This is a genomic window from Lentzea sp. NPDC051213 (assembly GCF_044455585.1).
Classification (GTDB): Bacteria; Actinomycetota; Actinomycetes; order Mycobacteriales; family Pseudonocardiaceae; genus Lentzea.
The window spans coordinates 771,165-792,847 of sequence record NZ_JBITEX010000001.1; the positions used below are offsets into that span (position 1 = coordinate 771,165).

Annotated in this window: 22 protein-coding genes and 1 riboswitch; of the genes, 15 read left to right on the forward strand and 7 right to left on the reverse strand. The window is 69.5% G+C overall.

What is annotated here, in order from left to right:
* Positions 1-100: 100 nt before the first annotated feature.
* Both metE and ACIA8G_RS03500 read right to left on the reverse strand, forming a co-directional pair.
* Positions 101-2,326, reverse strand: a complete 2,226-nt coding sequence (gene metE / locus ACIA8G_RS03495) for a 5-methyltetrahydropteroyltriglutamate--homocysteine S-methyltransferase (RefSeq protein ID WP_396416652.1) — start codon at positions 2,324-2,326, stop codon at positions 101-103.
* Between the two features lie 107 nt (positions 2,327-2,433).
* Positions 2,434-2,635, reverse strand: a riboswitch (cobalamin riboswitch).
* The gene (locus ACIA8G_RS03500; RefSeq protein WP_396416653.1) at positions 2,634-3,194 is read right to left on the reverse strand and encodes a TetR/AcrR family transcriptional regulator; all 561 of its coding nucleotides are present in this window, start codon (positions 3,192-3,194) and stop codon (positions 2,634-2,636) included. (Overlaps the previous riboswitch by 2 nt.)
* 79 nt (positions 3,195-3,273) lie before the next feature.
* Here ACIA8G_RS03500 and ACIA8G_RS03505 point away from each other — a divergent pair, with 79 nt between their 5' ends.
* From ACIA8G_RS03505 to ACIA8G_RS03525, 5 genes are read left to right on the forward strand one after another with little or no spacing between them, the layout of a single operon-like run.
* Positions 3,274-4,014, forward strand: coding sequence for an enoyl-CoA hydratase/isomerase family protein (locus ACIA8G_RS03505; RefSeq protein WP_396416654.1), 741 nt, complete (start codon positions 3,274-3,276; stop codon positions 4,012-4,014).
* Positions 4,007-5,383, forward strand: coding sequence for an AMP-binding protein (locus ACIA8G_RS03510; protein ID WP_396416655.1), 1,377 nt, complete (start codon positions 4,007-4,009; stop codon positions 5,381-5,383). Before ACIA8G_RS03505 ends, ACIA8G_RS03510 begins: the two co-directional genes overlap by 8 nt.
* Positions 5,380-5,769, forward strand: a complete 390-nt coding sequence (locus ACIA8G_RS03515; protein ID WP_396416656.1) for an acyl-CoA thioesterase — start codon at positions 5,380-5,382, stop codon at positions 5,767-5,769. The genes ACIA8G_RS03510 and ACIA8G_RS03515 overlap by 4 nt, the downstream gene beginning before the upstream one ends.
* Positions 5,766-7,328, forward strand: a complete 1,563-nt coding sequence (locus ACIA8G_RS03520; protein WP_396416657.1) for an amidohydrolase — start codon at positions 5,766-5,768, stop codon at positions 7,326-7,328. The genes ACIA8G_RS03515 and ACIA8G_RS03520 overlap by 4 nt, the downstream gene beginning before the upstream one ends.
* The gene (locus ACIA8G_RS03525) at positions 7,325-7,918 is read left to right on the forward strand and encodes a hypothetical protein (protein WP_396416658.1); all 594 of its coding nucleotides are present in this window, start codon (positions 7,325-7,327) and stop codon (positions 7,916-7,918) included. Before ACIA8G_RS03520 ends, ACIA8G_RS03525 begins: the two co-directional genes overlap by 4 nt.
* On the opposite strand, the gene ACIA8G_RS03530 is transcribed toward ACIA8G_RS03525, so the two are convergent.
* Together ACIA8G_RS03530 and ACIA8G_RS03535 are read right to left on the reverse strand one after the other, a co-directional pair.
* On the reverse strand, positions 7,915-8,877 hold the full coding sequence (locus ACIA8G_RS03530; protein WP_396416659.1) for a trypsin-like serine peptidase: 963 nt from the start codon (positions 8,875-8,877) through the stop codon (positions 7,915-7,917). The two genes, ACIA8G_RS03525 and ACIA8G_RS03530, sit on opposite strands and share 4 nt — an antisense overlap.
* Positions 8,878-8,945: 68 nt before the next feature.
* Entirely contained in the window at positions 8,946-9,767 is an 822-nt protein-coding gene (locus ACIA8G_RS03535) for a siderophore-interacting protein (protein WP_396416660.1), read from the reverse strand.
* Between the two features lie 78 nt (positions 9,768-9,845).
* Between ACIA8G_RS03535 and ACIA8G_RS03540 the strand changes: the two genes are divergently transcribed.
* The 5 genes from ACIA8G_RS03540 to ACIA8G_RS03560 all read left to right on the forward strand — a co-directional run bounded on the left by ACIA8G_RS03540 (position 9,846) and on the right by ACIA8G_RS03560 (position 14,266).
* On the forward strand, positions 9,846-10,325 hold the full coding sequence (locus ACIA8G_RS03540) for a hypothetical protein (protein ID WP_396416661.1): 480 nt from the start codon (positions 9,846-9,848) through the stop codon (positions 10,323-10,325).
* A gap of 121 nt (positions 10,326-10,446) precedes the next feature.
* Positions 10,447-11,892: an argininosuccinate synthase gene (gene argG, locus ACIA8G_RS03545; protein WP_396416662.1), complete on the forward strand. Its 1,446-nt coding sequence runs from the start codon at positions 10,447-10,449 to the stop codon at positions 11,890-11,892.
* A gap of 60 nt (positions 11,893-11,952) precedes the next feature.
* Positions 11,953-12,702 carry a hypothetical protein gene (locus ACIA8G_RS03550; protein WP_396417308.1) on the forward strand — a complete coding sequence of 250 codons (750 nt, stop codon included), beginning with the start codon at positions 11,953-11,955 and terminating at the stop codon, positions 12,700-12,702.
* Complete coding sequence (locus ACIA8G_RS03555; protein ID WP_396416663.1) at positions 12,702-13,427, forward strand: hypothetical protein; 726 nt, start codon at positions 12,702-12,704, stop codon at positions 13,425-13,427. The genes ACIA8G_RS03550 and ACIA8G_RS03555 overlap by 1 nt, the downstream gene beginning before the upstream one ends.
* Positions 13,427-14,266: a phosphotransferase gene (locus ACIA8G_RS03560; protein WP_396416664.1), complete on the forward strand. Its 840-nt coding sequence runs from the start codon at positions 13,427-13,429 to the stop codon at positions 14,264-14,266. Before ACIA8G_RS03555 ends, ACIA8G_RS03560 begins: the two co-directional genes overlap by 1 nt.
* Here ACIA8G_RS03560 and ACIA8G_RS03565 read toward each other — a convergent pair.
* Positions 14,217-15,443 (reverse strand): MFS transporter, encoded by a 1,227-nt coding sequence (locus tag ACIA8G_RS03565; RefSeq protein WP_396416665.1) that lies wholly within the window; start codon positions 15,441-15,443, stop codon positions 14,217-14,219. The two genes, ACIA8G_RS03560 and ACIA8G_RS03565, sit on opposite strands and share 50 nt — an antisense overlap.
* An 83-nt stretch (positions 15,444-15,526) precedes the next feature.
* On the opposite strand from ACIA8G_RS03565, the gene ACIA8G_RS03570 reads away from it, so the two are divergent.
* Entirely contained in the window at positions 15,527-16,435 is a 909-nt protein-coding gene (locus ACIA8G_RS03570; RefSeq protein WP_396416666.1) for a LysR family transcriptional regulator, read from the forward strand.
* Here the strand turns inward: ACIA8G_RS03570 and ACIA8G_RS03575 are convergent.
* On the reverse strand, positions 16,404-17,252 hold the full coding sequence (locus ACIA8G_RS03575) for a LysR family transcriptional regulator (RefSeq protein WP_396416667.1): 849 nt from the start codon (positions 17,250-17,252) through the stop codon (positions 16,404-16,406). The two genes, ACIA8G_RS03570 and ACIA8G_RS03575, sit on opposite strands and share 32 nt — an antisense overlap.
* A gap of 69 nt (positions 17,253-17,321) precedes the next feature.
* Between ACIA8G_RS03575 and ACIA8G_RS03580 the strand changes: the two genes are divergently transcribed.
* From ACIA8G_RS03580 to ACIA8G_RS03590, 3 genes are all read left to right on the forward strand, one after another.
* Positions 17,322-18,182: an EamA family transporter gene (locus ACIA8G_RS03580; RefSeq protein ID WP_396416668.1), complete on the forward strand. Its 861-nt coding sequence runs from the start codon at positions 17,322-17,324 to the stop codon at positions 18,180-18,182.
* 25 nt (positions 18,183-18,207) lie between these two features.
* Positions 18,208-20,208 carry a neutral/alkaline ceramidase gene (locus tag ACIA8G_RS03585; protein ID WP_396416669.1) on the forward strand — a complete coding sequence of 667 codons (2,001 nt, stop codon included), beginning with the start codon at positions 18,208-18,210 and terminating at the stop codon, positions 20,206-20,208.
* Positions 20,209-20,356: 148 nt separating this feature from the next.
* Positions 20,357-21,292 carry an alpha/beta hydrolase gene (locus ACIA8G_RS03590; RefSeq protein WP_396416670.1) on the forward strand — a complete coding sequence of 312 codons (936 nt, stop codon included), beginning with the start codon at positions 20,357-20,359 and terminating at the stop codon, positions 21,290-21,292.
* Here the strand turns inward: ACIA8G_RS03590 and ACIA8G_RS03595 are convergent.
* Positions 21,282-21,479: a hypothetical protein gene (locus ACIA8G_RS03595; RefSeq protein ID WP_396416671.1), complete on the reverse strand. Its 198-nt coding sequence runs from the start codon at positions 21,477-21,479 to the stop codon at positions 21,282-21,284. The genes ACIA8G_RS03590 and ACIA8G_RS03595 overlap by 11 nt on opposite strands.
* 1 nt (position 21,480) lies before the next feature.
* Between ACIA8G_RS03595 and ACIA8G_RS03600 the strand changes: the two genes are divergently transcribed.
* Positions 21,481-21,636: a hypothetical protein gene (locus tag ACIA8G_RS03600; protein WP_396416672.1), complete on the forward strand. Its 156-nt coding sequence runs from the start codon at positions 21,481-21,483 to the stop codon at positions 21,634-21,636.
* Positions 21,637-21,683 lie beyond the last annotated feature (47 nt).

Below are 21,683 nucleotides of genomic sequence, written 5' to 3' on the forward strand. Positions count from 1 at the left end.
TGAACCACGTTCGCGTCTAGGTGGTTCGCCAAATCTTTGCCAGACCGGGAAATTCACAACCCCGAGACGGAATCGATCACGTCCCGGGGTCGCGCTCTCATCAGCCCAGGTCGGCACGCATGCGCAGCGTCGCCGCGACCAGGTTTCGCAATGCCGGCTCCACCTCGGCGTAACCGCGGGTTTTGAGGCCGCAGTCCGGGTTCACCCACAAACGTTCACCTGGCACCGCGCGCACTGCTTCGGTGAGCAGCGAAACGATGTCGTCCTCGTTCGGGACCAGCGGCGAGTGGATGTCGTAGACGCCGGGACCGATGCCGCGCGGGAAGTCGAGGCCCTCCAGAATCTCCATCTTGGACCGTGCGGCCTCGATGGTCGTCACGTCGGCGTCGAGGTCGGAGATCGCGCCGATCACCTCGCCGAACTCCGAGTAGCACAGGTGCGTGTGGATCTGCGTGGCCGGCGTGGCACCCGCGGTGGCGAGCCGGAACGCGCCGACGGACCACTCGATGTAGGCCGGTTGGTCCTTCTGGCGCAACGGAAGGAGCTCGCGCAGCGCCGGTTCGTCCACCTGGATCACCCGGATACCGGCGGCTTCGAGGTCGCGGATCTCGTCCCGCAGCGCCAGCGCGACCTGGGCCGCGGTGTCGGCCAGCGGCTGGTCGTCGCGGACGAACGACCACGCCAGGATCGTCACCGGGCCTGTCAGCATGCCCTTGACCGGCTTGGCCGTCAGCGACTGCGCGTAGGTGCTCCACGGCACCGTCATCGGCTTCGGCCGTGACACGTCACCGTGGATGATCGGCGGCCGCACGCACCGCGAGCCGTAGGACTGCACCCAGCCGAACTGCGTGCTGGCGAAGCCGTCCAGGTGTTCGGCGAAGTACTGGACCATGTCGTTGCGCTCGGGCTCGCCGTGCACCAGCACGTCCAGGCCGATGTCCTCCTGCAGATCGATCACGCGAGCGATCTCGTCCCGCATCCGCTGCACGTACTCGTCCTCGGTGATCTCCCCGCTGCGCACGGCCGCGCGCGCCTTGCGGATGTCGCCGGTCTGCGGGAACGAGCCGATCGTCGTGGTCGCGAGCGGCGGCAGGCCGAGCCGGGCCTGCTGGGCGGCGGCACGGTCCTCGTACGGCGCACGGGAACGGTGCTCCGGCCGCAACGACTCGATGCGCGCCCGCACGTGGTCATCACGCCGTGGCGACGGCACGGTTCGTTTGGCCTCATCGGCCCACGCGCCGTCCGCGCCGTTGCGCAGCGCCTTACCGAGCAGCACGACCTCGCGGACCTTCTGCCGTGCGAAGGCCAGTCGTGCCTGCACGTCCGGCTCGAGATTCTCGGCGTCCAGGTCGTACGGCACGTGCAGCAGCGTGGACGAGGTCGACACGACGACCTCGCGCGCGGAACCCAGCAGGGACGCGGCCTTCGCCAGTGCCGCGTGCAGGTCGGTGCGCCAGACGTTGCGACCGTCGACGAGACCGGCCACCAACGTCTTGTCGCGCAACGCGGGCACGGCGACCGAGGTGTCCGGCGCGCTGACCAGGTCGATGCCGATCGCCTCGACCTGCGACTCGGCCAGGATCGGCAGCGCCGGGCCCAGATCGCCGTAGTAGCCGGTCACCAGCAGCTTCGGCCGGCCGGGCAGGCCGCTCAACGTGCGATACGTGCGGCGCAACGCGTTGAGCTCGGCCGGTGTGCGGTCGGCGGCGAACGCCGGTTCGTCGAGCTGCACCCACTCCACGCCCTCGGCACGCAGCCGGCCGAGGAGCTCGGTGTAGGCCTCCAGCAGCCGGTCCAGCAGCGCCAGCGGTTCGAAACCGGCCTGGGCCGGCTTGGCCAGCAGCAGGAACGTCACCGGGCCGAGCAGCACCGGCCGGGTCGTGACGCCGAGCTCGCGGGCCTCGCGGTACTCCGCGATCGGCTTGTCGCCGGCCAGCCGGAACTCCGTGTCCGGTCCCAGTTCCGGCACCAGGTAGTGGTAGTTCGTGTCGAACCACTTGGTCAGCTCGAGCGCGGTGGCGCCGTCACGGCCCCGCGCGGCGGCGAAGTAGGTGTCCAGTTCGGACAGTCCAAGGTCGCGGAACCGTTGCGGGATGGCGTCGAACAGGAACGCCGTGTCGAGCACCTGGTCGTAGAACGAGAACGTGTTGCCCGGCACCGAGTCCAGTTCGGACAGCTCGGTCCAGGTGTCGGCGCGGAGTCGCCGCGCGGTCCGCCGCAGGGCGGCTTCGTCGATCTTGCCGGCCCAGTACTGCTCGACCGCGCGTTTCAGCTCGCGCTTCGGGCCGATGCGGGGATAACCGAAAACAGTGCTGCCAATGGTCACAGGCTCTCTCCTCGCGAGCGTGCGGAAGCACCGGAGACACGCGCGCAGGGCAGCACAGAAGCTGCGCCCGTTGGCCCGCCCGAGAGGCTCCGGAGCACCGCGCACCTGGTGGCGCGCGGACCGGCGGCAGGTCTTCGGACTCGTGGGCGCAGATCTTGTCCCTACCGGCCGTCGCTTCCCAGATCTGGCAGACCCAGTGCGTATGACGGCTTTCGTTCCCACTCACCGCTGCGGGGCAGTCCCGGATTCGCACCGGGTTCCCTTTTGCTCCACCGGACGAACCGGTGAACCGCTGGCAGGACCGAGACTAGCGGGCCGCACCGAGCATGCCCAGCGCCATGCCCGCGTATTGCATGGTGAGATCACTCAACTTGACCGGCCCTGCAGGCGAATACCAGCGCGATACGCCGCTGCACATCTCCAGCAGGGCCAGGCGGGCGACGTTCGGTTCCGCGACCGTCAGCTGTCGCGCCTTGATCCCCTCGCTGATCGCGTCCTGCCAGAACTGCTCGTACCGGTCGCGCAAGGCGACGATCTCCGCGCGGCGTTCCCCGGTCAGGGCACGCATCTCACCGTCCACGACGAGGGTTTCGCGCGGCTTCTCGGCGTGCGCCTGGACGTGCATCCGCACCAGCGCGATCAGTCGCTCACGTGGATCGCCGGTGATCTGCTCGGCCGCGGCGATCAACGCGGTGAGGCTGGCGCGCATGATCGCGGCGAGCAGGTCTTCCTTGGTGCCCATGTAGTGGTAGAGCGTCGCCGACGAGAGGCCGGCGGCCTGGGCGAGGTCGCGGATGCCGGTGCCGTGGAACCCGCGCTCGGCGAACAACGCCACCGCCGCCTCGCGGACCCGTTCCTCAGTCGACATCACTCGCCCTCTCCCTTGACCGGCACGGTAGCGCGACCTTACCGTCGGACTCAATCGATCGATCGATCGAAGGGGAGAGATGACCGTCGACTACTCGTGTGCCGAGGGCATCGCGCAGGTGCACCTGAACCGCCCGGAACGGCTGAACGCCGTGGTACCGGCGCTGGTGGAGGACCTGCTGGGTGCGTTCGCCGCCGCCCGGCTCGACGAGGCGCGGGTGGTGGTGCTGGCGGGACGCGGCAGGGCGTTCTGCGCCGGGCACGACCTGAAGGAGCCGGTGCCGGCCGAGACGGTCACGCAGACACGGGCCAGGCTGGACCGCATCCAGGACGTCACGCGCGCGATCCGCGCGTTTCCCGGTGTGGTGATCGCCGCGGTGCACGGGTACGCGCTCGGTGCGGGCTGCGAGTTCGCGCTCGGGTGCGATCTGGTGGTGGCGCACGAGGACGCGCGCTTCGGGTTCCCCGAGGTCAGCGTCGGGCTGAGCGTCACCGGCGGGATCTCGGGCCTGCTGCCGCGGATGGTCGGGTTGCCGCGCGCCAAGGAACTGCTCCTGCTGGGCGAGCGGATTCCCGCTGCCCGCGCCTGCGAGTTGGGACTGGTCAACCGGGTCAGCTCCGACCACGAAAAGACCGCGCTGGAACTGGCCGGGTACATCGCCGCGCAGCCGCCGGTCGCGGTGTCGCTGGCCAAACGGGTGCTGGATCTCGGTGCGGACTCGTCGCTCGAGGCTGCCCTGGAGACCGAGGTCGACCACGCGATCCTGACCAGCCTGTCCGGTGAGGGTGACGCGCCGCGAGAGGGGTTCGGCCGTGGCTGACCTGATCACCGCGCTGAAATCCGCTGCCGCGCGCTGGCCGAAGCGGCTCGCCTGGACGTTCGATCCGGGCGGCTCGTTCACGTTCGCCGAGATCGATGCGCTGTCCGACGGGTACGCGCAGGCGTTGCGGGACAAGGGGATCCGGGCGGGCGACCGGGTCGGTCTGATGCTGCGGAACGTGCCGGAGTTCCCGCTGGTCTGGTTCGCGCTGATCAAGCTCGGCGCCACGACCGTGCCGGTCAACGTCAAGTACCGCTCGGTCGACGCCGAGCACGTGCTGTCGACCTCCGAAGCGGTCGCCGTGGTGAGCACGGAGGAGTTCGGGCCGTTGCTCGACGGCCGGGTCGTGCACCACGTCGAGGATCTCAAGCCGGTCGACGGGTTCGTGCAGGAACCGGTGTCCGCGCCGGTGAACCTGCAGTTCACCTCGGGCACCACGGGCAAGCCCAAGGCGTGCGTGCTGTCGCACTCCTACTGGATGACGCTCGGCGGCAGCCTCGTCGAGGAGTTTCCCCGGCTGAGCTCCGACGACGTGATGCTGACCGCGCAACCGTTCTACTACATCGATCCACAGTGGAACGTCGTCGCGGCGCTGCTCGCCGGTGCACATCTCGTTGTGCTGGACGGCTTTCACCCGTCGACGTTCTGGGAGAAGGTCCGCGAGCACCGCGTCACCTACTTCTACTGCCTCGGCGCGATGCCGACGTTGTTGCTGCGGATGCCACCCGACCCGCTGGATCGCTCGCACCAGGTGCGGGTCGTGCAGGCCTCCGCGATCCCGCCTGCACTGCACGCTGAACTGGAAGAACGCTGGGGCGTGGGCTGGTTCGAGGCGTACGGCATGACCGAGACCGGCGCTGACCTGCGGATCACCGCGGACGACCACGACCGGTTCGTCGGCACCGGGTGCCTTGGGCGTCCCGCGGCACATCGCGAGGCGAAGATCGTCGACGGCGAGTTGTGGCTGCGCGGCCCCGGCATGATGGACGGCTACCTCGGGCAGCCTTCGCCTTTTCTGGACGGCTGGTTCCGCACCGGCGACCTGGCGCGGATCGAGGACGGCCGGGTCTACCACCTGGGCCGGATCAAGGACATGATCCGGCGCAGCGGCGAGAACGTGGCCGCGCACGAGGTCGAGGAAGTGCTGATGAGCCATCCCGAGGTGCGGCTCGCGGCCGTGGTCGGCGTGCCGGACGAGATCCGCGGCGAGGAGGTCAAGGCGTTCGTCGTGGGCTCCGTGTCGCCGGACGAGCTGGCCTCCTTCTGCGCGGAACGGCTGGCGTCGTTCAAGGTGCCGCGGTTCTGGGAGTTCCGGGACGACCTGCCGCGCACCCCGTCCGAGCGCGTCGCGAAGGAGCAACTGCGGTGAGCTTCCGCTGGGACAGCCCGGTCTTCTTCGACGAACTCGATCTCAACGGCACCCTGCACAACTCACGCTTCGCCGTGCACGTTGAGCGCGCGCAGTCGGCGTTGTTCGAGGACCTGGGCCTCGGGTGGTCGTCGTACGCCGACCGCGACCCCGACCTGAACTACGTGGTGCGCGAACTGCACGTGGAGTTCCACGCCGCGTTCACCGCACCCGGCCCGCTGCCGGTGGAGATCACCGCCGACCACCTCGGCACCACCAGCGCGCGGTACGGCTTCCGGTGCGGCCACTACGCCTCGGGCTACCGGGTGATCGTGAAGGTCGACGCCGACGGCCGTCCGGCGCCGTGGAGCGACTGGTACCGCAAGGCGTTCGAGGAGCTCGCATGATCAAGGCGGATCTGCTGCTGACGAACGCGGAGTTCGTGACCCTCGACGGCCCGGCCTCCGCGCTGGCCGTGCTGGGCGACCGAATCGTGGCGCTGGAAGAGGTTCCGGCCCGCGAGGTCGTCGACCTGGGCGGCGCGGTCGTCACCCCGGGATTCCACGACGCCCACAACCACATGGCGTGGTTCGGCCTCACGCTGTCCGAAGTGGACTGCCGGGTCTCCGGCCTGGACGAGCTGTACGCGGCGGTCGAAGCCGCCCCGGAAGGCGAGTGGGTCGTCGGTTTCGGCTACGACCAGAACAAGTGCGGCGGCCACCCGACCCGTGAGGGCTTGGACCGCGTCGCCCGCGGCCGCAAGGTGTGGATCAAGCACACGTCCGGCCACATGTGCGTGGTCAACTCGCCCGTGCTGGAGGCGTTGGGGATCTCGGAGAAGGCGGTCGAAGTCTCCGGCGGCCTGGTCGTCACGGACGCGGCCGGCCGCCCGACCGGCCTGCTCCAGGAACAGGCCCAGCAGCTGGTGAACCCGCTCGTGCTCCCGTACCCGGTGGACACGCTGGTCGACGCGATCGACCGCGCCGGCCGGGTGTACCTGGCCGAGGGCGTCACGAGCTGCGTCGAGGCGGGCATCGGCGGCGGCTGGATCGGCAAGTCCCCGGTCGAGCTGGAGGCCTATCATCGAGCCCGAGACCAGGGCAAACTGCACGTCCGCGTCGAACTGATGATCGCCGCCGACGCCCTGCACCCGGTAACGGAACTGGGACTGGGCCTGGATCTCGGCGTGCGCACCGGCTTCGGTGACGACTGGCTCCGCATCGGCCCGACCAAGATCTTCTCCGACGGCTCCCTGATCGGCCACACGGCCGCGATGTGCCACGACTTCGCCGACACCCCGGGCAACCACGGCTACCTCCAGGGCGAGGCGGCCGACCTGCGCGACACGATCATCGCCGCCCACCGCGGCGGCTGGCGCGTGGCCACGCACGCCATCGGTGACGCCGCCATCGACCTCGTCCTGGACGCCTACGCCGAGGCCCAGCGCCTGGACCCGCGCCCGGACGTGCGGCACCGCGTCGAACACTTCGGCGTGGCCCGCCCGGACCAGGTGACGCGAGCCGTGGAACTGGGCGTGATCGCCGTGCCCCAGGGCCGTTTCGTCAACGAGATCGGCGACGGCATGCTCCGCGCCCTGGGCCCGGACCGCACGAAGTGGGCCTACCGCCAGCGTTCCCTGCTCGACGCGGGCATGATCGTCCCCGGCAGCTCGGACCGCCCGGTGGTCACCGGAGCCCCGCTGCTGGGCATGCACGACATGGTCAACCAGCGGACGTCGTCCGGCGCGCCGTTCAACCCGGCAGAAGCGGTGAGCGGGCTGGAAGCCTTGCGCGCCTTCACCTACGGCTCGGCCTATGCCTGCAAACAGGAACACCTCAAAGGCACCTTGAGCCCGGGGAAGCTGGCCGACCTCGTCGTGCTGTCCGGCAACCCGGCCACAGTCGCGCCAGAGCGCATCAAGGACATCGAGGTGCTCCGAACCATGGTGGGGGGACAGTTCCGGTGAAGCTCGTGCCCGCTTCGTCGTTGACCTCGGGTGAACTCACCCAGGTGCAGCAGATCTACTTCGACGGCTTCGAACCGCACCTGCGCGCGTCGTTCGGCAACCTGCTCGCCGACACGGCACTCGTGCTGATGGACTCCAGGCCGCTGGGCCTCGCGGTGCTGCGGCCGCTCGGCGACACCGGCTGGGTCTACCTGCGTTACTTCACCGTGGGGGAGAAGGGCCGCGGTCTCGGCGAACAGTTGTGGACGCACCTGCGGGTGGCGATGACCGGCGCCGGTTACACGCGCATCGTCTACGACGTCGAGGACCCGGCTCAGCATGGCATCGACCCGGCGGAGGAGTCGATCCGGCGGCGGCGCATCGCGTTCTACCGGCGGCTCGGCGCGACCCTGCTGGCGGTCAACGGGTACCTGCCGCCGCAGGGGTCGGCCGGGTACCCGATGTTGCTGATGGCCGCCGACTACGTGGAGTCCACGCCGTCGGCGGCCGAGGATCTGGAACGCATCACGCTGGCCGTGTACGAGCACCGGTACGGGATGGCGGCCACAGATCCTGTGGTGGAACGGACTTTGCGGTTGAGCGGCTGTTAGGCCAGGTTCTTCACCGTGTCGTAGAGGTTCTTGGCGCCGTCACCGAAGTACGGGCCGTAGATCTGGGTGCGGTCGTTGCCCACGTGATACGAGTTGACGCTGACCGTGTACCCCCAGCTCTGGTTGAAGTCCGCGAGCCACGCCCCACCGCTCGCGCCCTCGTGCATGTTGCACGGCAGCCGCAGATCACCGGGACGGGACACCCATCCGTCGCAGTTGATCAGGTCCTGGCCGTTGAAGCCGGGGTTGGCCGGGAAGCCGAAGTGCCACACGTACGGGGTGCCCGGGCCGTTGAAGCGGATGCCCTGGCTGCCGGTGACGTCGGCGAGTTTGCGGCCGTTCAGCGGGTGCATGACGGCGGCGCCGATGTCGTAGGAGTTGTTGCTGTCGTTGATCCAGCCGTTGAGCGAGAACAGTTGCCGCGCGGACCAGGTGCCGGCAGGGCGGTCGTTGAAGTAGTAGTCGGGCACGAAGGTCCAGTTGCGGGCCCAGGCGCCGCCGCGGCCGCCGTGCACGCAGTGGCCCGCGGTGAAGACGGTGTTGCGGGCCGCGCTGTTGACGACGACGCCGGAGCACTCCCAGAAGCCGTTGTTCTCGAAGAACACCTTGCCGTTGGTCATCGACACCCAGTCGTGACGGCGCGGCCACGACGAGCCCCATTGGCCCGCCATGGTGCTGAGTTTCTCCTCCGGCGCCACCTTGGGCGCGGTGCCGGGGACGGACAGCCTGCCCAGGACGGACGTCTGCGCGGCCTGCCGCAGCTGGGCCACGGACACGCCGCGGTCCACCGGCTTGGCCGCCGCCATCCGTTCCGGTGTCCAGAACTCCGCCGCGGCGCTGATCTCCGAGCTGGACGACTGGACGCGGGCCGCGTCGGGTACACGGGGTGCCGCGGACGCCACACCGGCCACGAGACCCGTGGCCAGCAGGACGGTTGCGACGATTGCGGGTAAACGCATCGACTCCCCCTCAGAAGTCGTGATGTCAGGTCAGGACGTCGATGCGGGGGAGTGCGACGGAAATACACCTACATCCGGGCGGAGCCGACCTTCCAGTAACCGCTGAACATGATCGCCTTGCGATCCACGTCGCGATCCTTCACGAGGTGGCGGCGCACGCCGGTGGCGAGGCCGGACTCGCCGCACGCCCACGCGTAGTCCACAGTGGACAAGGTGGCGTCCTGGATCGCCTTCACCACAGCGGATCCCGGCTCGTCCGAGCCGCGGAACACCCAGGTCGCGTCCAGGTCGAGCTGGAACGACGGGTCGGGCACCTCGACGAACACGTGCAGCGGCCGCGTTTCCGTCGACAGGATCGCGGCGAGGGCGGGCAGTGCCGTCTCGTCGGCCGCGAGCAGCACGGCGCCGGACGTGGGCGGCCGGTACGCGGAGCCGCCCGCGCGGAAGCCCGCCTTCTGGCCCGCCTCGGCGCGCCGGGCCCAGCGGGTGCCGGGGCCCGCGTCGCCGTGCACCACGAAGTCGACGTCGATCTCCGCCACGTCCGCACGGTGCGCGCGGACCGTGTACCAGCGCAGGTCAGGGCGCACGTCCTCGGGCATCGCGCGCAACGAGCTGCGGACGTTGATGCGGTCGTCGGCCGGCATGACCAGCTCGCGGTCGGTCGCCATCAGCAGGCCGAAGTACTCGTCGGGGCCCGTCACCGCGAACGAGGCGAACTCCGGCGCGTGGAAGGTGATGCGGCGCATGTGCTCGCTGAGCTCGGTCACCGCCGTGACGGTCATGACGAACTGGTCGAAGACCTCCCGGCGGTTCGCGGGGGCCATCAGGAGCTCGGCCGCCTTGGTGGCGGCCTTCAGGGTGAACCTGTCGAGGGCGGAGTAGCGCGGCATGCCGTCGAACCTAACACCTTTGGTTAGGCTTGCCTAAGTCTTCGCGCGGAATCGGGCCGGGGGCGGGACACTGCGGGCATGATTCCCAGGACCGCGCGGGAACGGTGGTGGTGCGCCGAGCCGGGGGTGAAGGACCGTTGCCAGGCGATCGGTCTGCGGCTCGCCATCGCGTATCACGAGAAGGACCTCGAAGGCGTCGAGCGGCTCATGCCGGCCGGCGAGGACGAGATCGGCCTGGTCATGGGCGCGCTCGAGGACGGCCTGCTCACGCTGAACCAGATCTACCCGCCCGGCCCGCCGGACGAGGTGTGGGAACGCGTCACGCCGATCATCGACGCCGCCGCACCGAAGGGCGTGGCGCCACGAACGCGCGCGCTGCTCGCGGCGATGTCGCACGCCATGTACAACGCCACGCTCGGCGAGATCTACGAGCAGAAGGAACAGGACCCGTACACAGGAGTGCACCTGTTCGCGGCCATCACGGCGATGCGTGCCGACGAGCACGAGGGCAGCATCGAGCGGATGCGGGAGAAGGCCGACGAACTGGACCCGCGCTAGCGCCTGGCCGTCTCGCGGCCCAGACCGATTTGCGGCTCACCACCAGCGGAAACATCGCTGAGGCGCAACTAACAGGCACCCCGACGTGCATGCTCATACATCGTCGTGCATAATTCTCAACGTGTCCAAGGTGCTCACTTCACTTCCGGCCGGCGAACGCGTCGGCATCGCCTTCTCCGGTGGTCTCGACACCTCCGTCGCGGTCGCGTGGATGCGTGAAAAGGGCGCTGTGCCCTGCACGTACACCGCGGACATCGGTCAGTACGACGAGCCCGAGATCCACACGGTCCCCGGCCGCGCCGGCACGTACGGCGCCGAGATCGCGCGCCTGGTGGACTGCCGCTCGGCGCTCGTCGAGGAGGGGCTCGCGGCACTGGCTTGCGGCGCGTTCCACATCCGCTCCGGTGGCCGGGCGTACTTCAACACCACCCCGCTCGGGCGGGCGGTCACGGGCACCATGCTCGTCCGCGCCATGCTCGACGACGACGTGCAGATCTGGGGCGACGGCTCCACCTACAAGGGCAACGACATCGAGCGGTTCTACCGCTACGGCCTGCTCGCGAACCCGTCGCTGCGGATCTACAAGCCGTGGCTCGACGCGCAGTTCGTCGCTGAGCTCGGCGGCCGCAAGGAGATGTCCGAGTGGCTGCTCGAGCGTGACCTGCCCTACCGGTCGAGCGTCGAGAAGGCGTACTCGACGGACGCGAACATCTGGGGCGCGACGCACGAGGCCAAGTCGCTGGAGCTGCTCAACGAGGGCATCGAGATCGTCGAGCCGATCATGGGCGTCAAGTTCTGGGACCCGTCGGTCGAGATCGCGACCGAGGACGTGACCATCGGCTTCGACCAGGGCCGCCCGGTCACCATCAACGGCAAGGAGTTCGGCGACTCCGTCGACCTGGTGCTGGAGGCCAACGCCATCGGCGGCCGCCACGGCCTCGGCATGTCCGACCAGATCGAGAACCGCATCATCGAGGCCAAGAGCCGCGGCATCTACGAGGCGCCCGGCATGGCGTTGCTCTACATCGCCTACGACCGCCTCGTGAACGCGATCCACAACGAGGACACCGTCGCGCAGTACCACAACGAGGGCCGCAAGCTCGGCCGGCTGCTGTACGAGGGCCGCTGGCTCGACCCGCAGTCGCTGATGATCCGCGAGTCGCTGCAGCGCTGGATCGGGTCCGCGATCACCGGCGAGGTCACGCTGCGGCTGCGCAGGGGCGACGACTACTCGATCCTCGACACGGCCGGCCCGGCGTTCAGCTACCACCCGGACAAGCTGTCGATGGAGCGCACCGAGGACTCGGCGTTCGGCCCGGTCGACCGCATCGGCCAGTTGACCATGCGCAACCTCGACATCGCGGACTCGCGCGCCAAGCTGGAGCTCTTCGCGGGTCTCGGCATGGTCGGCACCCGCCAGTCGGCGCTCATCTCCGCACAGCCCGAGTCGACGCAGCTGATCGGCGACGTGCCCGACGGTGGCGCCGAGGCCATCGCCTCCCGCGGTGAGGTCTCCGCGGCGGACGCGCTGCTCGACGCCGCGGCGATCGAGTCGGGAACGGACTGATTTCCCCGCTTCCGGCCCCGGAACCGGGGCCGGAAGCTAGCCTCGACAGTCGTGTCGATCATGGGGGAGTGGGCCCGGCCCGCTGTTCGTCTGCATCCGGTCAGCGGCGCGCCGGGGGTGATGGACAGCCACCTCGGCGGTCCGTTGCTCTGGCCCGCAGACGAGGAATGGCCGCACTGCGACGGCAGCAAGCACGACGAAGGCCTCACCATCCTCGCCACCGACAGCGTGGGCGTCCGAGTGGCCTTGACATCCGCCGCCCAGCTCTACGCCCGTGACTTCCCCGAGCTGCCGTTCCCGGACGGCACCGACCTCCTCCAGGTCCTGTTGTGCCCGCTGGAGCACACGGACGAGGAGACCGACCACTTTGGACCGTGCGTGCGCCTGGTGTGGCGCTCTTCCGCCGGCGTCACGGACGTTTTCGGCACACCTCCAGAGCCCGCGGTGTTCGAGCCGCAGTACCGCACCCGGCCGTGCGTGCTGCACCCGTGCCGCATCGTCGAGTACCCGATGGGCGACGAACAGCCCGTCGGCGCCGGCGACTGGCCACCGGTCGCGAACGGCAGCAAGATCGGCGGCTGGGCGTTCTGGTGGCAGACCTCGCCGTACGGGCTGGAGTGCCCCGAGTGCGGCACCGACCGGAGGCTTCTGCTAGCTCTATACACCCACGAGGAGCCCGAGAAGGAGCTCTGTTCCTGTGAGGTGGCCGAACGCGCTGTCGTCGGCTGGGAGTTCGGCCGGGAGGGCGCGTTGAACGTGTTCGCGTGTACTGAGGACGTGCGGCACCCGATCAAGCTGCACGTCGACTGATGGGCCGCGAGGAGTGGGCCCGGCCGGCGGTGCTGCTGAACCCGCTGGCAGGCGACCCGACCGACGCCGACAGCCACATCGGCGGCCCGATGCTGTGGCCGATCGACGAGCCCTGGCCGTGGTGCGACGGGTCGGAGCACGACCCGCAGTCGCCGGGCGTGCCGGGGGCGGAGATCGCCGGGGTGGGCATGCCGTTCGTCGGCGCAGTGCAGCTGTACCGGCGCGATTTCCCGGAGCTGCCGTTCCCGGACGGCACGGACCTGCTCCAGGTGTTCCTGTGCACGCTGGAGCACGACCTCGACGACTGCTACGGCCCGGACGTGCGGCTGGTGTGGCGCGACTCCGCGACCGTGGTCGAGCTGATCGAGGAGGAGCCGGAGCCGCCGTTCCAGGAGGAGATCTACACGCCCACGGTCAACGCCCTCGAACCGATCAGGTTCACCGAGTACGCGCACTCGTTCGACCGGCCCGCCGACCTGCGGGACGCGGACTGGCCGGAGACGTCGAGCGGATCGAAGATCGGCGGGTGGACGTGCTGGTGGCAGTCCGGCCCGATCGAGTTCCGGTGCCCGGAGTGCGGCTCGGTCCAGCAGCAGATGCTGGCTCTGGCGACGCGCGAGCCGTCCGGTGAGGACGTCGAGTGGTCGTTCGGGCGCGACGGGAACCTGAACATCCTCGCGTGCCAGAAGGACGTCCAGCACCCGATTCGGCTGCACATCGACTGATGGTCGACGTGGACCTGCGCGAGGTCGCCGGTGGGATGGGGCTGCGGCCGGGCGAGCTCGTGACGACCGGTGCGGACTTCCTGGTGCTGCACGCCGAGGACAGCGCCGGCGACGGCTGGATCCTGCGGGCCCCACGCCGTGAGTGGGCGTTGAAGCGCATGGCGCCCGAGCGCGCGTTGCTCGACCTGGTCGCCGACCGGGTGCCCATCGCGGTACCCCGCTGGCGGCCGGACGTCGAGGACATCGCGGTCTACCGCAAGCTCCCCGGCACGATCCACGACGCCCCGCCGGAGCGGTACTTCGACGACGTGGCCCGGTTCCTCGCCGCGCTGCACGCGGTGCCCGTCGAGCAGGCCGCGCGCACGGGCATCGAGGTGCGCGGCCCCGGCGCCATCCGCGAGACCATCGCCCGCAAGATCCACCGTGCCAGGGCCGAGTTGGGGCTCTCCGACGCGCTGTGGCACCACTGGCAGCGATGGCTCGCCGACGACGAGCCGTGGCCGCCGCGCTCGTTGCTGGTGCACGCCGACATCAAGCCCGCCAACACACTCGTGTGCGACGGCAAGCTGAGCGGCGTGATCGACTGGACCGACTCGCTGGTGGGCGATCCCGGCGCGGACTTCCGCCGCCTCGTGTCCCGCTTCGGCCGCCTCGACTCCCTGCTCAGCGCCTACGAACGGCACGGCGGCGTCACCTGGCCGGGGATGCGGCGCCACATCGAGGAACGCATCCGGATGGCCCCGGTCGACTCCGGGCTCTACGGCATCGACTCGCGCCAGGACCGGTACGTCAAGGCCGCTCTGGAGAAGCTAGCGCGGCTATCCCCGTCAGCAGGATGAGCAGGACCCCGGCGAACCAGGTCATGACCGTCGTCGGGTCCAGGAACCGCGTCGCGAGCCCGATCGACAGCGACGGCACGCTCAGCCCGAGGTAGGCGACGAAGAACAGGCCAGCCAGCGCCTCGCCGCGCCCGGCCGGTGCCGCCAAGGCCGAGACCGCCCCGACCGCCGCCTTGAACTGCACGCCCGCGCCCATCCCCGCGATCGCCCCGCCGAGCAGGAACAGCGGGAAGCTCGTCGCGTACATGCCCGCCACGACCAGCAGGACGCCGATCGCTTGTGCGCCAAGGCCGAGCGTGCGCCTGGCGTGAAGCGACAGGCGTCCGGTCACGGTCTGGGCCAAAGCGGCTCCACCAAACACGATGAAGACGACCAGCCCGGCGAGCGTGCGCGACGGGTGGTGCAGCTCGCCCGCCACGAAACCCGGCGAGACGGACGTGAACACCCCGAACACGGCGAAGGCCGAGAACGCCCCGGCCCCGGCGGCGAGATGGCCGTTGATCCTTTGTGGACGGTAGGGAACCTGTTTCCTGGTAACGGTTTCCGGGGCGAGGGCAACGGCGACGATGCCGGCCGTGAGCAGCACCGCGAGCACGACGTACGGGGTGCTCAGCGGTGCCGCCGAGTACTGCGCGAGCACACCGGCGACCAGCGCGCCTACGCCGAGACCGCCGATGTTCGCGGCGGTCGAGACGATCTCGAAGCGCTGCGAAGAGGCGGCCGGCCGGTGTTTGGCGTGCAGGTCGGCCAGGTAGGCCGTGGCGGTGGCGGCGATCATGCCGACGCCCAGGCCGTTGATCACGCGGGCGAGGATCAGCACGGGCAACGCGGTGCTGCTCAGGAACAGCAGTGCGGAGACGACCTCCAGGCCCAGGGCGGGGATGAGGATGGTCTTGCGGCCTACCCAGTCCGAGATGTGGCCCGCCAGCAGGAGGCTGATCACCACGCCTACCGCGAAGGCGGCGAACACGATGGTGATGGCGAACGTTGAGAAGCCTTCCTGAGCTGAGTAGAGGGGGAAGAGCGGGGATGGGACGGTCGAGTAAGCCATGGCGATCAGGAAGGTGGCGGCGACGGTCCAGAAGGCTCGGCCGTGGGGCCTGCTCGTGGTGGGTGGCGCGGCAGTAGCCGTGATCGGCGTGACTGCGGCGGGTGGCAGGGAAAGGTGGAGCGACATGGGACAACCCTGCGCGGCCTGGATGCATCACGTCCAACGAAAGTTGAAGCTCGCGATCATCACTTTCTGAGATACTCCCAGCTGTGGACCTCCGCCAGCTCGAATACTTCGTCGCGGTAGCCGAGGAAGGCACCTTCACCCGCGCGGGCGCCAGGCTGCACGTCGTGCAGTCCGCAGTCTCTGCCGCCATCAAAACCCTGGAACGCGAACTGGGCGCCACCCTCCTCGACCGCAACTCCAAGCGGGTCCTGCTGACCGACGCCGGCGAGGCACTCCTGCCCAAAGCCCAAGCCGTGCTCGACGCCGCCACGGCGGCAAGAGACGCCGTCGCCGAGGTCCAGGGCGGGCTCACCGGCACGGTCCGGCTCGGCACGCTCACTTCGATGTCCCTGATCGACCTGCCCGCGCTGCTCGGCGAGTTCCACCGGCGCCATCCCGGCGTGCTGGTGCGCACGAGTGCGGCGACCTCGGGGTCGCAGGGGCTGATCGAGCAGTTGCTGGACCGCCGGCTCGACCTCGCGTTCGCGTCGCTGCCGGGCGAGGTGCCGGGCGGGATCCTCCTCGACGAGCTCGCGCATTCGGTGATGGACCTGGTCGTGCCCGCCGATCATCCGCTGGCCACCTGCACGGAGGTGCCGATCGCCGACCTGGCCGGGCTGGACTTCATCGACTCACCGCTGGGCTACGGCAACCGGGCCGTGGCCGACAGGGCGTTCGCGGCCGCCTCCGTACCTCGCCGGGTGACGCTCGAGATGTCCGACATCTACACCGGCGTCGACTACGTGCGACACGGCCTCGGCGTTGCGTTGCTGCCCGAGTACATCCTCGGCGATGCACACGACGTGAAGACCCTGAAGGTGACCGGCGCGGACCTGCGCTGGCCGCTCGGGCTGGCCCGGCCGGCCGGGCGCACGCCGAGCGCGGCGGCCAGGGCGTTGATCGCGGTGGTGCAGGACGTGTTCAGGCGCGATACGCGTCGCATGCCAGCGTGACCAGGTCGGTTAGGTGTTGTGGCGGCTGGTCCTTCCACCACGCCAGCCACACCGGGATCGGCGGTGCGTCGACCACGGCCCGATAGGCCACGCCTGGCCGTGGGTTCAGGCTCGCGGTGGCCTCCGAGGTCATGCCGACGGCCTGGCCTGCCGCGATCAGCGTCAGCCACTCGTCGACGCTGTGCGTGTTCCGCACGACCGCGGGTGCCTTGCCCGGCTGCCACAGGTCCAGCGTGGTCGTGCCGGTGCGGTCGTCGACGGCGATGCCGTACCGGGCCAGGTCGGCCAGGCGAAGGGACCGCTTGCGCGCCAACGGGTTGTCCGTCGCCACCACGCCGTACCGGCGTTCGGTGCCGAGCAGCGCCGTCTCGAACCGCTGATCGTCGATGGCCCTGCGCACGACCGCGACGTCCGCCGCGCCCTCGGCCAGGCCCGCGGTCAGCGAGTTCGACTGCACGAAGACCAGTGGCAGGCCGGGATGCTTTGCCGCCCAGGCCTTCTGCACCCGCCGGGTGTGCTTGCCCAGCGCGGACCAGGCGTAGCCGATGCGCAGTTCGGTCTGCGACTGTGCGGCGATCCGGTGCAGGTGCGCGACCTCGTCCAGGACCCGCCGCGCACCGGTCAGCACCTGGGAACCCACCGAGGTGAGGGCGACGTGGCGGGTCGAGCGTTGCAGCAACCGCACGCCCAGTGATGCCTCCAGCGCGGCGATCGCGCGGGACACCGACGCCTGGGTGAGGTCGAGTTCCCTTGCCGCGTCGGTGAACGTGCCCGCGTCCACCACCGCGACGAACGCCCGCAGCTGCCGCAGATCCATGCGTTCAGCGTATAACTCACGCGGCTGATGCATTTCCCGTATCAAAGACGGGATCGCAGGCTGTGCGGCATGAAGAGCCTCGGTGGATTCGCGACGATGACCGCGAGCGCGGCCAGCAGCCAACTCGGCGCCGCGGTGGGCGCCCACGCGTTCGCCACGATCGGACCGGCCGGGGTCGTGGCCGTCCGGCAGTTCGTGGCCGCCGCGGTGTTGCTGCCGGTCGCCCGGCCGGACCCGCGAAGATTCACGTGGGCGCAGTGGTGGCCGACGATCGCGCTGGGCCTGGTGTTCGCGACTATGAACCTCAGCCTCTACACGGCGGTCGACCGCATCGGTCTGGGTCTCGCGGTCACGCTGGAGGTGCTGGGGCCGCTCGGGGTCGCGCTGGCGGGCTCGCGGACCCGCAAGGACGTCCTCTTCGTGCTCATCGCGGCCGTGGGCGTCTACGTGCTCGTGCAGCCCGGCCCGAGCAGCGACTACCTGGGCATCGGCGCCGGCCTGCTCGCGGCGGCGTGCTGGGCCGCGTACATCCTGCTCAACCGCCTGGTCGGGGCGCGGCTGCCCGGTCTGCAGGCGCCCGCCGCGGCGACGAGCGTGTCCGCGCTGCTCTACGTGCCGGTCGCGGCCTGGCTGATCGTCCAGGGGCAGTTCAGCGGCATGGCCGTGCTGTACGCGGTCGGCGCGGGCGTGTTCTGCAGCGTGGTGCCCTACGCCGCCGACGTGATCGCGCTCCGGAAGGTGCCCGCGCGGTTCTTCGGGCTGGCGTGCAGCGTGCACCCGGTGCTGGCCGCGCTCGTGGGACTGGTCCTGCTCGACGAGCACCTCGGGCTCCGCCACTGGACTGGAATCTTGCTCGTCGTCACGGCCAATGCACTCGCAGTCACTTGCTCAAAGTGGTCTGGATCACCTACCGTTCAACCCGAAATGTGAATCCCATTCACTTAGCGGGGTGTCCATGCGGACCAAAATCTTGACGGTCGTCGCCACACTCGTCGGTGCGGCGCTGGTCAGCGGCCCGTTCGCGTGGGCTGAACCCGAGCCCTACCTCGTCGGCCGCGGCATCTCGGACGTCACCGGCCCGGCCGCCGAGAACGGCATGATGGGGTACTCGAAGTTCGACCAGAAGACGACGGGCATCCACCAGCGGCTGCGGTCGCGGGCCTACGTCGTGGTCGACCGCACCACGAACAAGCGGGTCGCGTACGTCAACGCCGACCTCGCGATGATCTTCCGCGCGGTCCAGGAAGGCGTGCTCACCAAGCTGCAGGCCAAGTACGGCAGCACCTACACGCGCGAGAACCTGCTGCTGTCGGCCACGCACACGCACTCCGGTCCCGGCGGTCAGTCGCACAACCTGGCCTACAATCTCTCGATCCTCGGCATGCAGCCCCAGGCGCTCGCCGCCGTGGTCGACGGCATCGCCGAGTCGGTCGTCAAGGCGCACGAGGACGTCAAGCCGGGCTCGATCAGCCTCGGCATCGGCGAGCTCACGAACGCGTCGGTGAACCGGTCGCGCGTCGCGTTCGACAAGAACCCCGACAAGGCCGCGTTCCCGCAGGGCATCGACCCGCAGATGACCGTGCTGAAGTTCAAGCAATCCGGCAACGACGTCGGCGCGATCAGCTGGTTCGCCACGCACAACACGTCGATCACCAACGCCAACACGCTGATCAGCCCGGACAACAAGGGTTACGCGGCCTACCAGTGGGAGCACGACGACGAAGGCGTGCGCTACCTGGACAACACCGCGGGCTTCGTGGCGGCGTTCCCGAACACCAACGCCGGCGACATGTCGCCGAACCTCAACCTGAAGCCCGGTTCCGGCCCCACCGAGAACGAGTGGGAGAACGCCCGCATCATCGGCGAGCGCCAGAACCGCAAGGCGCAGGAGATCTTCAACGGCCCGCAGCAGGCCCTGAACTCCGGCGTCGACTACCGCATGCGGTTCGTGGACATGTCCGCGGTCCAGGTCGACGGCCGCTTCACCTCGACCGGTCAGCCCGGCACGACGTGCTCCGGAGTCGTCGGCGCGTCGACGATCGCGGGCAGCGTCGAGGACGGCCCGGCGATCCCCGGCTTCTCCGAGGGCATGCAGTCGCCGTGGAAGAAGCTGTTCGAGCCGCTGCAGATGGAGGTCCCGCAGTGGCTGCGGGACTGCCAGTACCCGAAGGCCTCTTTGGTGCCAACGGGTCTCATCGGCGCGACGCCGAACATCGTGCCGATCCAGCTGATCCGCATCGGGCAGCTGCACCTCGTCGCGATGCCCTCCGAGGTCACGATCACCGCCGGTCTGCGCATTCGCAAGGCCGTCGCGGCCGAGCTCGGCGTACCGGTGCAGAACGTGCTGATCCAGGGCTACGCCAACGACTACAGCCAGTACGTCACGACGCCGGAGGAGTTCGACTCGCAGCAGTACGAGGGCGGCTCCACGCTGTTCGGCCGCAACACCGCGCCCGCGTACCAGCAGGAGTTCTCGAAGCTCGCGGCGTCGATGAAGGCGGGGAACGCGTTGCCCGCCGGTCCGAATCCGGGCAAGCCGCCGTTCACCGACATCAACCTGCAGACCGGCGTCGTGCTCGACGACAAGCCCGCGGACAAGAAGTACGGCGACGTGCTGTCCGCGCCGAAGGGCTCGTACCAGCGCGGCGAGACGGCCACGGCCGTGTTCGTCACCGGGCACCCGAAGAACAACCTGCACCGCAACCACACCTTCCTCGAGGTGCAGCGGCAGGTGAACGGCCAGTGGACGCGCGTCGCCGACGACGGTGACTGGTCCACGCGCTACAAGTGGGAACGGGTCGGCATCGCGTTCTCGAACGCCACGATCACCTGGCAGATCCCGGCGGACACGCCCGCGGGCACCTACCGGATCGTGCACCACGGCGACGAGAAGAGCGGCTGGACCGGGAAGATCACCGGGTTCACCGGCGCGACGGCGGCCTTCACGGTCGCTTGAGGTCCATGAGGGTGACCTTCATGGACCTGAGGTCCATGAAGGTCACCCTCATGGCTATTCCCGGCGGGGGTGAGGCGACAGTTACGTTGTGCACGATTTAATCGCGCAATAGCTTATGGCATCCACCCCGGAACGCCAGGAGGAAGCCATGAAGCGCCCAGTCCTCGAGCCCGCCGCCGCCGAGTTCGCCGCCGCCACCGCCCAGCCGCCGTTCCTGTTCGAGATCGCCCCTGAAGAGGGCCGCAAGGCGGTCGACGACGTGCAGTCGGGGGAGATCGAGAAGCCCGAGGTCGACGAGCAGTGGATCGAGCTCGACAGCTTCAAGATCCGCGTCGTGAAGCCGGCCGGCGCCACCGGTGAGCTCCCGGTCATCCTCTACATCCACGGCGCGGGCTGGGTGTTCGGCAACGCCCACACCCACGACCGCCTGGTTCGCGAGCTCGCGACCAGGACCGGCGCCGCCGTCGTCTTCCCCGACTACTCGCTCTCGCCGGAAGCCCGCTACCCGGTCGCGATCAACCAGAACTACGTTGCGGCACAATGGATCCTGGCCGAGGGTCGCCACCACGGCCTCGACGCCACCCGCATCGCCGTCGCCGGAGACTCGGTCGGCGGCAACATGGCGGCCGCACTCACGTTGCAGGCCAAGGAACGCGGCGACCTCGGCCTCAAGGCGCAGGTGCTGTTCTACCCGGTGACCGACGCGGCCTTCGACACCGACTCGTACCTGCAGTTCGCCGAGGGCTACTTCCTGCGCCGCGATGCCATGCAGTGGTTCTGGGACCAGTACACGACGAACCCGGTGGAACGCGCCGAGATCACCGCGTCCCCGTTGCGCGCGACCAAAGAACAACTCACCGGACTGCCGCAGGCGCTCGTGATCACCGCCGAGGCCGACGTGTTGCGCGACGAGGGCGAGGCCTACGCCGACAAGCTGCGCGAGGCGGGCGTGCCCGTCACCGCTGTCCGGTACGCGGGTGCGATCCACGACTTCGTGATGCTCAACGCGTTGCGCGGCACGCATGCCGCCGAAGCCGCCATCGACCAGGCGGCGGCGTTCCTCCGCAAAGCCCTCAGGGATTGATCCGCCGGGTCTCCGTCACCCTGAACGGCGTGCCCTGCTGGCAGGTGGTCATCGCCCCGGGCTCGGCCGTCCCGGTCACCTCCACCTCGGCGCCGGCCACCGCGATCGTGGGGTCGGCGCCGAGCAGCAGGTACTGGGCGGTGCCGGTGTTCAGCAGCACGCACCCGCTCTCGACGCCCGGAGACACCGTGCCCCGCACCGTCGTTCCGGGCTCCAGAGCCCGTGATGGCGTAGTCGTCGTTGAAAGCGGTGTCGACGAGGGCGGCAGTGGCGCGGGGATGCTCGGCGTGGACGTGTCGGTAGCCGGAGTGCTCGACGCAGGAGCTCCTGGTGGCGCCGGCTGACCACAGGCCGCCAACATCAGGCACAGCAGCACGGTCGTTAAGCCGCG

What these genes read in the sequence shown, in the direction of transcription:
- ACIA8G_RS03500 (WP_396416653.1), bottom strand. Translation starts at nt 3,194, where the DNA reads ATGTCGACTGAGGAACGGGTCCGCGAGGCGGCGGTGGCGTTGTTCGCC.
- ACIA8G_RS03505 (WP_396416654.1), top strand. Translation starts at nt 3,274, where the DNA reads ATGACCGTCGACTACTCGTGTGCCGAGGGCATCGCGCAGGTGCACCTG.
- ACIA8G_RS03520 (WP_396416657.1), top strand. Translation starts at nt 5,766, where the DNA reads ATGATCAAGGCGGATCTGCTGCTGACGAACGCGGAGTTCGTGACCCTC.
- ACIA8G_RS03530 (WP_396416659.1), bottom strand. Translation starts at nt 8,877, where the DNA reads ATGCGTTTACCCGCAATCGTCGCAACCGTCCTGCTGGCCACGGGTCTC.
- ACIA8G_RS03535 (WP_396416660.1), bottom strand. Translation starts at nt 9,767, where the DNA reads ATGCCGCGCTACTCCGCCCTCGACAGGTTCACCCTGAAGGCCGCCACC.
- ACIA8G_RS03540 (WP_396416661.1), top strand. Translation starts at nt 9,846, where the DNA reads ATGATTCCCAGGACCGCGCGGGAACGGTGGTGGTGCGCCGAGCCGGGG.
- ACIA8G_RS03550 (WP_396417308.1), top strand. Translation starts at nt 11,953, where the DNA reads ATGGGGGAGTGGGCCCGGCCCGCTGTTCGTCTGCATCCGGTCAGCGGC.
- ACIA8G_RS03555 (WP_396416663.1), top strand. Translation starts at nt 12,702, where the DNA reads ATGGGCCGCGAGGAGTGGGCCCGGCCGGCGGTGCTGCTGAACCCGCTG.
- ACIA8G_RS03560 (WP_396416664.1), top strand. Translation starts at nt 13,427, where the DNA reads ATGGTCGACGTGGACCTGCGCGAGGTCGCCGGTGGGATGGGGCTGCGG.
- ACIA8G_RS03565 (WP_396416665.1), bottom strand. Translation starts at nt 15,443, where the DNA reads ATGTCGCTCCACCTTTCCCTGCCACCCGCCGCAGTCACGCCGATCACG.
- ACIA8G_RS03575 (WP_396416667.1), bottom strand. Translation starts at nt 17,252, where the DNA reads ATGGATCTGCGGCAGCTGCGGGCGTTCGTCGCGGTGGTGGACGCGGGC.
- ACIA8G_RS03580 (WP_396416668.1), top strand. Translation starts at nt 17,322, where the DNA reads ATGAAGAGCCTCGGTGGATTCGCGACGATGACCGCGAGCGCGGCCAGC.
- ACIA8G_RS03585 (WP_396416669.1), top strand. Translation starts at nt 18,208, where the DNA reads ATGCGGACCAAAATCTTGACGGTCGTCGCCACACTCGTCGGTGCGGCG.
- ACIA8G_RS03590 (WP_396416670.1), top strand. Translation starts at nt 20,357, where the DNA reads ATGAAGCGCCCAGTCCTCGAGCCCGCCGCCGCCGAGTTCGCCGCCGCC.